General features: G+C 37.9%; 15 protein-coding genes. 11 read left to right on the forward strand and 4 right to left on the reverse strand.

Annotation, left to right across the window (positions count from 1 at the left end; genetic code table 11):
- From JFC08_RS13175 to JFC08_RS13210, 9 genes are all read left to right on the forward strand, one after another.
- Positions 1 to 361: hypothetical protein (locus tag JFC08_RS13175; protein ID WP_227697791.1), on the forward strand; the 361-nt coding region annotated here is incomplete at its 5' end.
- 261 nt (positions 362 to 622) lie between these two features.
- On the forward strand, positions 623 to 1,894 hold the full coding sequence (locus tag JFC08_RS13180; protein ID WP_198331041.1) for a MobA/MobL family protein: 1,272 nt from the start codon (positions 623 to 625) through the stop codon (positions 1,892 to 1,894).
- A gap of 2 nt (positions 1,895 to 1,896) precedes the next feature.
- Positions 1,897 to 2,781: a hypothetical protein gene (locus JFC08_RS13185; protein ID WP_198331042.1), complete on the forward strand. Its 885-nt coding sequence runs from the start codon at positions 1,897 to 1,899 to the stop codon at positions 2,779 to 2,781.
- A gap of 325 nt (positions 2,782 to 3,106) precedes the next feature.
- Positions 3,107 to 4,093, forward strand: a complete 987-nt coding sequence (gene repM, locus JFC08_RS13190) for a replication initiation protein RepM (protein ID WP_193032347.1) — start codon at positions 3,107 to 3,109, stop codon at positions 4,091 to 4,093.
- Between the two features lie 240 nt (positions 4,094 to 4,333).
- Positions 4,334 to 4,630: a type II toxin-antitoxin system RelB/DinJ family antitoxin gene (locus tag JFC08_RS13195; RefSeq protein ID WP_193032348.1), complete on the forward strand. Its 297-nt coding sequence runs from the start codon at positions 4,334 to 4,336 to the stop codon at positions 4,628 to 4,630.
- The gene (locus JFC08_RS13200) at positions 4,623 to 4,895 is read left to right on the forward strand and encodes a type II toxin-antitoxin system YafQ family toxin (protein WP_193032349.1); all 273 of its coding nucleotides are present in this window, start codon (positions 4,623 to 4,625) and stop codon (positions 4,893 to 4,895) included. The genes JFC08_RS13195 and JFC08_RS13200 overlap by 8 nt, the downstream gene beginning before the upstream one ends.
- 65 nt (positions 4,896 to 4,960) lie before the next feature.
- Positions 4,961 to 5,092: a hypothetical protein gene (locus JFC08_RS13935; protein ID WP_264298366.1), complete on the forward strand. Its 132-nt coding sequence runs from the start codon at positions 4,961 to 4,963 to the stop codon at positions 5,090 to 5,092.
- A gap of 100 nt (positions 5,093 to 5,192) precedes the next feature.
- Positions 5,193 to 5,474: an HU family DNA-binding protein gene (locus JFC08_RS13205; RefSeq protein ID WP_192529667.1), complete on the forward strand. Its 282-nt coding sequence runs from the start codon at positions 5,193 to 5,195 to the stop codon at positions 5,472 to 5,474.
- Positions 5,475 to 5,727: 253 nt separating this feature from the next.
- Positions 5,728 to 6,336 carry a hypothetical protein gene (locus JFC08_RS13210; protein ID WP_045452568.1) on the forward strand — a complete coding sequence of 203 codons (609 nt, stop codon included), beginning with the start codon at positions 5,728 to 5,730 and terminating at the stop codon, positions 6,334 to 6,336.
- A gap of 110 nt (positions 6,337 to 6,446) precedes the next feature.
- Here the strand turns inward: JFC08_RS13210 and JFC08_RS13215 are convergent, their stop codons facing one another.
- Entirely contained in the window at positions 6,447 to 6,977 is a 531-nt protein-coding gene (locus JFC08_RS13215; RefSeq protein ID WP_198331043.1) for an SMI1/KNR4 family protein, read from the reverse strand.
- 387 nt (positions 6,978 to 7,364) lie between these two features.
- On the opposite strand from JFC08_RS13215, the gene JFC08_RS13220 reads away from it, so the two are divergent.
- A complete protein-coding gene (locus JFC08_RS13220; protein ID WP_198331044.1) occupies positions 7,365 to 7,745 on the forward strand; it encodes a hypothetical protein in 381 nt (126 codons plus the stop codon).
- Between the two features lie 145 nt (positions 7,746 to 7,890).
- Positions 7,891 to 8,259: a hypothetical protein gene (locus JFC08_RS13225; protein ID WP_198331045.1), complete on the forward strand. Its 369-nt coding sequence runs from the start codon at positions 7,891 to 7,893 to the stop codon at positions 8,257 to 8,259.
- A gap of 94 nt (positions 8,260 to 8,353) precedes the next feature.
- Here the strand turns inward: JFC08_RS13225 and JFC08_RS13230 are convergent, their stop codons facing one another.
- The 3 genes from JFC08_RS13230 to JFC08_RS13240 are packed head-to-tail and all read right to left on the reverse strand — an operon-like array spanning position 8,354 to position 9,217.
- Positions 8,354 to 8,554, reverse strand: a complete 201-nt coding sequence (locus JFC08_RS13230; protein WP_198331046.1) for a hypothetical protein — start codon at positions 8,552 to 8,554, stop codon at positions 8,354 to 8,356.
- 56 nt (positions 8,555 to 8,610) lie between these two features.
- The gene (locus JFC08_RS13235) at positions 8,611 to 8,925 is read right to left on the reverse strand and encodes a hypothetical protein (protein WP_198331047.1); all 315 of its coding nucleotides are present in this window, start codon (positions 8,923 to 8,925) and stop codon (positions 8,611 to 8,613) included.
- A gap of 22 nt (positions 8,926 to 8,947) precedes the next feature.
- On the reverse strand, positions 8,948 to 9,217 hold the full coding sequence (locus JFC08_RS13240) for a mobilization protein MobS (RefSeq protein WP_198331048.1): 270 nt from the start codon (positions 9,215 to 9,217) through the stop codon (positions 8,948 to 8,950).
- Positions 9,218 to 9,418: the final 201 nt, after the last annotated feature.

Below are 9,418 nucleotides of genomic sequence, written 5' to 3' on the forward strand. Positions count from 1 at the left end.
AAAAGACTATCGAATGAAAAATAAATCGCAAAAAATCATATTAAAACAAAAAACACCCATTTATACAAAACTTGGTCTAGCTATTATAGTTATATGCGGAAGTATATATTTATTTAACCCAGATATACTTCTTGAGGGAACAGTCACTCTGGTAATAGGTCTTGTTTTTATTGTAATTAATATCATTAATCTATTCAGAAGAGTTGAATATGATGTTGTCGCCATACTGGTAGGCTTATATTTTCTCATAATAGGCGCAGATGCCTTTTTCTCTCTTGAGATTAGTTATATACCTATAATTACTATCATATTAATGATTCCTGTTGTGATTTTAAGCTTAAAATCATTCTATAAGTCATAACCTATAGCTGTCTTCTTGAATTATTAAGTTTTTTATTCACCTGACTATAGTAACTTCGTCAAAACCTAATAACAGTTTATGATATAGTTAATTGACGGATGATTGCGTCCCACTGACTAAGTGCGAGTTTTCGACTTCACAAATGTTTATTACCTACGGCAATACATTTATGAAGTCAAAACATCGGCAGGGGTAAACCCCCACACCCCCAGCACTACGAAAAGACGTAGTGCCAAAAACCTAAAAACTGAGCTTGTAGAAATGGCTATTTTCATCGCATCGACTAAATCAATATCTCGAAGTAACGGACAAAGTGCCGTTGCCAGTGCGAGCTATCGTGCAGGTGTTGATCTTGAAGATAAGCGATATGGTAAGACCCACGACTACTCAAAAAAGCATGGCGTTATGAGTGCCGATATTATTTTGCCCTCAAAGCTGGCTGCTGCCAACGCTGATATTGATCGTAGTGATTTATGGAACAAAGCAGAGTCGGCAGAGAAAAGAAAAGATGCGCGTGTGGCTCGCGAATGGCTGGTTAATCTACCGTATGAGCTGAACGAGCAAGAGCGCAAGGAGTTAGCGCATAGCTTCGCCCAAACACTTGCGGATCGTTACGGCACGATTGCCGATTGTGCTATTCATCAACCCACACAAAAAGAGGTGGATCGAGGCGCAGACCCGCGTAACTTTCACGCTCATATCCTATTTACCACGCGCACCGCAGAACTTGACGATAATAACAACATCGTACTGACCAACAAGGCAACCATTGAGCTATCAGACAAGAAGCGCAGATCGCTTGGACTAGAGCGCGTTAGTGAGGAAATCAAAGAAGTTCGGCAACTATGGGAACAGATCGCAAATGAAAAATTAGCAGAGCGCGATCTTAGCCTAATTGACAGTCGTAGCTATGCCGATCAAGGTAAAAACATTGAGCCACAAATCAAGATGGGTAGCATTGCAACCAAGCTAGAACGTGATAAATATGAGGATGAGCTAAAGAAAGCGGCGCAAGCAGAGAAACAAGGCGAGGTTTACGAGATAGACGAGACGCCCGCTACTATCAGAGGTGAGATTAACGCCATGATTGCAGAGCGTAACGAGCTTGTAAGGAATGCAGCTATAGCAGAAAACCAACGTATCAATGACCCTGCTGACCAAGTTATTTTAGAAGGTAAAGCCACACCCACGCCGTTTGATCCACCTAAACCCAAATCTAAGCCTAATCGTGACACACAGGATGCTCTACAAGACGAACCAGCGCCAAAAGAGTCCCACTCTAGTAGATCTGCTTCGCAATCAATGCTTGAACGGCTAAGAGCCAAACGTGACGCACAAAACGCTTTACAAGACGAATCAGCACCACAAGAGCATCGCTCTAGTATATCTGCCTCACAATCAACGCTTGAACGACTAAGAGCCAAACATGACGCAGCACAGGAAGCCAAAAAAAGTACCACCATAGCATCAGAGTCTAGACAATCAACGCCTGACCCTGATCCACCGTCACCTAGTCCACGATTTAGGATGTAATTATGAATGAGTTTGAAGAACGACTACTAGCGCTACTTGAAACCGCCGAGCAGCAAGCACAAGAAAACAAAGGGCAATCAGACGAAAATGAGAAACTGCTGGAAACCATTCGTGAACTAGTCGCTTATGTGCAAGAAGTTCAGCCAGTGCTAGATCGTGCTGTGAAAACGGCTAAACATTTCTATTCAAGCGAAAACTTAAAGACGCTTGAAAATATATGTGGAACTGCCGTACATCATGCGACAAGTCGGAATATAGACCATGCCCTCATCGGACAGATTGAACATGAGATCGCGTCAAAATTTGAAAACGCGGAATTTAACGAGCTATCAGAGCAAGTAAAAGTAAAAATGTCACTTGCAACAGAAGATATGGAGAACGCTGGAACGCTGGCAAAACAAGCAAGCGCTAAACTTAATGAGGATTTAAAAAAAATAGGTTGGCGTATTGGTGTTATTGCTATACCGATCACAATCATTTGTGCTGTGATGCTTTTGCTCGTGCACTTAGTTGTAAAGCCTAACGATGATGATGTTAGAGCCCTACAAGCTGAGATACAACAACTGGAGCAGATCAAAGCTCAAAGCCAGAACGATCTACAAACGATGAAAATGCGTTATGACAATGCATTGACTCATGCAAACACCAAATTTGTAAATGGTGAGGCATATATGCTCGTTGATACAAGTAACTGTGACGATAGTGACAGTAGAAAAAACATTGAATTTTGTCGTCTGGTTGGTGGGCGTCCAATGCCAAAAGCAACACCAGCTCCAACACCACGTCGTAGTCAGCAACCGACAATAAACTATGGCAATAACAATGGTAGCAATCCATTTGGTAGTGGCACTCAAAACCGATCAAACTCAGATACTAATCCTTTTTAATGATGTTTCTATACTCATCCAACTATGCCTTAATTGCTTTTGATTTTTAATCAGTTATCAACAACCAAAAAGGCTTTTAATGCTTTTAATGCTTTTAATAGCTTTTAAGTCCGCTACAGACCTTACTGGTAAATGGATGTAACCCTCATAAGTGGACGTTTATACCGTTATAAGTGGACGTTTATACCGTTATAAGTGGACGTTTATACCGTTATAAGTGGACGTTTATACCGCACTAATAGACATTATATTAATTGACTACTAATTGACTATTGATATAATTGTCAATTAATATAAATCTATCAACTAGATGCAGGGAAAGCTAATGAACGAAAAGAGAAAGAAAAAAGATGGTGTGCAAGACTTAGTCGTGAAATCAAACCGAATTGTTACAGCCTTTCAAAGTTTATCTTTAACGGAGATGTGTCTAATACAGCTAGCTATTGTTGATGCAAGAGAGACAGAACAAGGGTTAGAGATCAATAAGCCGCTGTCTATAAGTGCAAAACGATACGCTGAAGCTTTTGATGTACAAATTGATACTGCCTACAAGATACTAGCCCAAGCTGGAAAAGGCTTAAGGGCACGTTATTTTACGTTTTTGGATGATACTGGTAGCAAAATTGAGACAAACTGGGTTCAGCAAGTCAGATATGTTAAAAGCGAGGGACGTATTGAAGTTATTTTTACTGTTGCCGTTGTTAATGAAATTACTCGCTTAAGCTCACACTTTACACAATATGACCTAGAGTTCATCGCAACGCTCAATAGCATCTACTCTGTGCGTTTGTATGAGCTGATCGTAAAATGGTTAAGTGCTAGACAGACAGATATATTTGATTATGAAATATTGAGAGGTCAGCTAGGAATCAGTGTCAATGAATATAAAAACATGGGAGATTTCAAAAAACGTGTTCTTGATTTAGCTGTTAATGAGATTAATGAAAAGACCAATATTAAAGTTAAATATGAGAATGTAAAGCAAGGCCGCAAAATCATAGGTTTTACGTTTACTGTGCATGAAAAGTCTAAGTCTAAAGCTGATAAAACAATCAAACTTCGTGATGCTGATAACGGAGATATGTTCACGATTGATGGACTCTCTGATAAGCAGCTGTGGCGTATCAGTCGGCATAAAGAGTTTATAAGCACGTATAGTGGTCTTGCTAAAGGCGACGCTGGTAAGAATTGGTCAGCATACAGCGACTTTATAGTTAGTGAGATCAAAAAAGACGCCTCTAAATTCAGCAAAAAGCGCCCTATACGTGAGTATTTAGATGGGAACGAAGCAGAGTACGATTTCTCAAGATAATAACCAAAAATGACCACCTCAAACAGTCTGCTATAAGTGGTTCTCTTGTATTGATGAGAGTTTTCTAAACTCTGTTCATGCGTGAAATGATGCACATCATACAGCGTAAGCCAGGAAGCTTTGATAAAAAAGACAAGGCACTACCGAGAATCAGGCAAGTAAGTATTGTTAATATAATTGTTTTTGTACTTCATATGGCATACAATCAATGTCATATGAAGTACAAATGGAGTACAAATTATGTCAAGTACAGTAAATTTCAACATGAGACTTGAGAAAGAACTCAAAGATGAAACCAGCCAAATATTTGAAAACTACGGCATGACAACCTCTCAGGCCGTTAGAATGTTCTTGGTCAATGTCGCCAAAACCAAAAAAATACCGCTATCATTTGATTATCAAGCTGACGACTTAGTGTTAGGGAATCAAACGCTACAGGCCATTAAGCAAGGACGTTTAGACTATGAAGCGGGTAAATTGGATAGACTCGAACCCAACGAGGCTCTAGAGGCGTTACAGGAGCTCTCTCGTGGCTAGAACTGTTATACCTACAAATCAATTCAAGCGAGATATTAAAAAACGATCCAAAGATTTGATCACACCACAATGGATTGAAGTCATGCACTGCTTACTTAATGACTTATCAATGCCAATCAAATACCATAACCATGCACTGACGGGTGACAAAAAGCACTTGATGGATTGTCATGTTAAGCCTGACTTGGTACTGCTGTATGAATTCGAAGGTGATACAGATTTGATATTACACAGGCTAGGCTCTCATAGTGAACTTGAGATCTAAGCACAAGAGCCCATCCCAGATTCTGTGTAAGTATGGATCGGGGGTAAGCAGCAGTGACACAGAGTTTGGGAAACTCCCACGGCTTGGTATCAGCTCAAAACCCTGTTAATCAGTCAAGTGGTGCTTGGGTTAAAAGAGACTCTGAACGCTTTACCAAGCGTCCTATGCAAGAGTACTTAGACGATGAGCGCGCCTAGGTTTTAACAACCTCCCCCGCAAGACCTAACATTTACGGCATCTCCTCACCAAACCAAGGGAATGAAGTCAAAATGATTCTAATAACAACGAGAGGTAAGCATGAATAAGCAAGATATCATTAGCGAGTTGGCACCAAAATTGAATGTGAATCAAGATGAGGCAAGGGTTGTACTAAACTCAGTTTTGGATGTTTTAGCCGACTCTTTAGCTAACCTCGAAGAAAATGAAAGATTGAAGTTAGTAGGGTTTGCAAATTTCCAAAAGGTTAAGCGCAAGAGTCGTTTGGGTAGAAATCCTAAGACAGGTGAAGCAGTAGAGATACCTGAAAAGCTAGTCATCAAGACGACAATTAGTGAAAATCTAGTAGATAGCTTTCAGTAATTGCTCGAGGAGTTTTAACTTATCGGCGGTTCAATAACCTAAGTAATGGTATTGGCTTTTAGTATTGTATTGATAGTGTTGTTTACGCCACCCCTTGCTATAAGTAGTTCGCTAATATCAGTCTATTTTAGGTAGTCTGTTTATCGTTTAAACTGTCTGTTTGGATGGTTCCGTTGGGGTATACCTAAAATACATATTCAACGCACCCTAAAGATACGGTTTCCTAATATACTGGCATTGCAGGTGAAAAATAATGAGCTATTTAAATGAAAAATGGAAACCAAACTTTGGAATTGTATATACATGGTTTGCAATGGATAAAAATGGTTTAATTGCTATGATGTTTAACAACTCGTGGGGAGATATACCAAAATCTATTCTAGGAATTAATGGCGCTGAGTTATTATTAGATGATCTAAATGAATTTACTTATGAAGAGTCTGAGAAATTTTCTGAATATCCTGTTCGTAAGGATGGTAAAGCTACTTTAGATCTATATTCTAGTCTAATGTACAGAGACTACAAGTCTAAAAAAGAGGTTGAAAACTTCATTCAACACAGATTACGTGATGAAAATGAAATGTCTGATTGGACTGTTCCTTCCTTTAAAGGTTACTTTATTTATGAAGCAGTTGAAGGAAGTAATGAAGGAGAAGATTATCCTGTGGGATATGAAGGTCAGACTAAAATAGGAGATTATTTTCGTCATCTTATGCCAACAGTATATGGTTCTATTAATGACTTCCCAAAAGAGCTATGGTACGGTATTGCCGTTTCAGATACATTAGATTTTACTAAAGATAGAGTGCTTGACAATGACAAGATCAATAACTACTTTCCTAGAAATTATGAATCCAGATAGATAATAATCCTTTGAATCTGCTACAACTTATTCATAGCCGATAGTTCGATGCCTGTATAGCGCACCGAACATAGAGCATCAAAAACCTGACTCTCATATACCCTATTAAACTATATTTGAGGGTTGTTCTTAGCATGCTGTAATCTCGCATAAAACTCTGGATCAGTATTCGCTAAGCTGTTTTCATACTCTTCTTCAGAAATTAAAGATTCAATGAAACAATCAAAACTATCAGCTATTTTAATGAGGGTATCAATATCATCAGCGTAAGAAGACTCATGATCATAAAAGTACACTTCACCATAATGTTTGGGTAGCAAGGAAATACAAAAATAATTTCCAAATGCATCATCAGAAAATGCAAGTAACCCTGTTTTTTTTGTGCTGTTATCATCACCAAAGTTCGATTCTAATCGACAGTATTCAGGACCGTCATGTATACCTAGCACGCCGTGTATTCTCGTTTCGCCTTCAGCATCTGATATACTGCAAACAGTATTAGTAGGCTCTGCGCCATTGAAATTAAGGAGATATTTTCGATAATCCTCTGGTAAACGATACTGTATTATTTGTTCAAAATTTTCTAATGCCTTAGTGCTAAGCTCTCCATAAGGGTTAGCTTTTTGATATTTTGTTTCCATGAATTGATACCTTGATTTAAGTTGACCTTTCACACCTTACATTATCAAAATCTTAAAAAATAGGAAACATAATCAATATCAGGTGTATCTCTGTTATTTTCCTCGAAATATCAGCGCTATGTACACTCACAAGTACACTGGAATTATTTCCATAGATCAAACTCTTATTATCATTATCCTACAACCGAGTATTCAAGTCCTCACTAGGGTGCCGAACGATTATCATCAAAGCACACTCCATCACAGAGTATCAATTTTCTTGTAGAATTCCTTGGTTTAGTCGATAATATTTGATTAAAAAAAGCGTTGTATTTATATGCTTACCAGCTTTTTTGAACTCATTTTATAAGAAACTTAATTTATTGATAACTCGGTAAGGAAAGCTTAATGTCTAATTTTAGATTGGTAGTAGGAGCACTTACGACACTTATACTTATGAGTATAGGTTGTAGTCACAAAGAGCCTAACAGCGTTAATGAAGTAAAAGAAAACTCATCAGAAGCCATAACAAAAAACATCTCAGAAGAAGTAGAGGTGCGTGGAAATTTTAAAAGAAGCTTTGAAGTATATCAGCTAGAGGCAAATGGCAAAACTTACTATGTGGCAGATCCAAAACAGCTTTTGATAGAAAACTCTAATAAGATTGGTCAAGACGGCTACTACAAATCGTTCGAAACTTGTGTGGTTGGAGTAATTGGCTCTGAAGGTGGTTACGGGCCTACTGGTAAATATGAAAACAAAATTACAGTTAGCAAAGTCTGTGTTTAAAAAAGGTGTACAGCTAATAGGCCAACGCCATTCTAGGAGGTAGCGTGTTATTAGACCATACCAAATCTATACGTTGACAATAATTATCACTAACATTCCTATTCAATATTTTAAACAAACATAGGTTCATTTATTAGGATTTTTGATGCGGAAATTTGTCCTAGATTACCCAAAAGGAAGTTACCGCAAGTTTTTCATTGTGGCTTTAATCCTAAGTTTTGGTTTTTTCATAAACTCTTCTATAGATAAAGACATACTAAACATCTTAATATGGCTAGGAGTATTTTTAGGAGCTTTGAAGCAAGTTGTCATACCTATAAATCTAGATCAAAAAATATTCTTATCGAAAAAAAGATACTCTATAAGTGATGATGACTTTATAAGTCATTACAACGGTAGCTCTATTATGCATAATAACAACAAGGGTAAAACCTTGCATAAATGGATAATACTGGGTGATGACATTTTGTCGCTTTTGTTTATTGGTGTCATACTCTATAGCATATTTGGTTAACTGAATTATATTAGTAAGCCATAAAAAAACTGTTATAGATTACTAATAGGATGAAAGGCTTGCTACTTACAACTGGGCGTTCTAAGTAGCGGACTCAAATCTGTTCAGCTTCCAACTTGGCTACTATATCCTTAAAAACCGCTTCAAAATGCTGGCTGTCAGTACATCGTTTGAATGCGTTACCATTCCAAAATCCTAAATGAAATGTGATTGTAAGTCGCTTTTTATCAGCAGTTATCCGTCTAATTTCCGATAGGTTAACAATTTCATTGTCTACAACTATAAAACTTGGCATCTAAATCTCTTTCTATGGTGTTTATTAATAATAGGTAGCTATAAATCCTACTTGCTCTATTTGGTTTCAGTATCAGAGTCGGGCAGGGATGTACGAATAATAAAGCGATAGATATCACAACATAGAGTCCAGAAAAACCAAAGCAATATAGCAGCACATGCACCCAAGCCGATAACAATAGTGCCTATTCTAATACTGCCATCCAGACCCCCATTCCAAATATGAGGTGCAATAGGTGGACCCATCGTAGCAATAAACGCCAAGAAAAAGCCTAGCATTACTATAAACCCTGTAATTGCAAGGCGTATCACTATTACTAATATGTTATCAACCCATGTATCATTCTTCTTATGCTCTAGAAACTTAAACATGACCATCCTTTTTTTTGGCTACTTAACTTTCAATTGCTTTAAGTCCCTTTACCAAATCTGCCATTAAATCCTTATCCGTCTGTCTGGTCAGGAAATTCAATAGATTATCAGCCGTATATTCTTTCAAACCATCTACTGAATTATTCTCTAAAGCATCTACCAAAAAAGCACCCAGTAGTATTTTTTGCCGTGTTAGCTTCTTATCTAGCTTCTGCTTCTCTCTATTTATCTTAAGCTCAAGATCATTAATCTTCTGCTGTTCCTTTAAATCATTACCACCAAGTAAGCTCATACCTTCCTCCTAAAATATCAAATTACCTATTCACCCGACTATAGCAACTTCGCCAGTACCTAACAACAGTTTATGATATAGTTAATTGACAGATGGTTGAGTCCCACTGATTAAGTGCGAGTTTTCGACTTCACAAATGTTTATTCCCTACGGCAATACATTTATGAAGTCAAAACATCGGCAGGGGTAAACCCCCACACC

The sequence above is a fragment of the Psychrobacter cibarius genome (assembly GCF_016107535.1).
Lineage (GTDB): Bacteria > Pseudomonadota > Gammaproteobacteria > Pseudomonadales > Moraxellaceae > Psychrobacter > Psychrobacter cibarius.